The following is a 677-nucleotide window of genomic DNA, read 5'->3' as shown; positions in this document are numbered from 1 at the left end:
GCTGAACATCATGTACATCGACGTAAGCTCTGTACCTGAGTTTGCGCTAAGTGCAGAAGCACAACAGCGAGTGGGCAGCGCAGAGTTCCAACAACGTCTACAAAAAGCGCGTGACTCACATTGGGTGAACTACACCGAAGTTTCTCAACTAAAAATGAGCGTATTGCCGCTGCTATTTAGTGAGTTCAAGGCTCGTCATCTCGATAAAAACACGGACCGCGCTCGCGCATTCTTAGATTTCGTAGAGAAGGGCGGCGAAAGTTTATTGCACCAAGCGGCATTTGATGCGCTTCATGCAGATTTGCACGCTGAAGATTCTGGCGTTTGGGGTTGGCCTGTATTCCCTGAGAAATACCGCACATTCGACGCGGCTGGCACTCAGAAATACATCAAAGACAACCAAGATCGCGTTCACTTGTACATGTACCTACAATGGATCGCGGACGATCAAATCAAAGAAGCGCAAGCTCTAGCAGAAGAAAAAGGCATGGCTGTGGGTCTGTACCGCGACCTTGCTGTAGGTGTTGCAGATTCTGGCAGTGAAACATGGGCGGATGAAGGCAACCTAGTGCTGGATGCAAGCATCGGTGCGCCACCAGATATTCTTGGCCCTCTAGGTCAAAACTGGGGTCTGCCACCGCTTAACCCTCAAGTGTTGGAAGCGACAGGCTACGATG

At 50.4% G+C, this 677-nt stretch carries 1 protein-coding gene; it reads left to right on the top strand.

All coding sequences use genetic code 11. The features are described 5' to 3' along the window. A partial coding sequence (locus R7Z47_RS25050; RefSeq protein WP_318130789.1) for a 4-alpha-glucanotransferase occupies window positions 1-677 on the top strand: 677 nt, incomplete at both ends.

It is taken from the genome of Vibrio sp. 1641 (assembly GCF_033339995.1).
GTDB lineage: Bacteria > Pseudomonadota > Gammaproteobacteria > Enterobacterales > Vibrionaceae > Vibrio > Vibrio alginolyticus.
The sequence above is the reverse complement of the archived record's forward strand: the minus strand, read 5'-3'. Positions and strand labels throughout refer to the sequence as shown.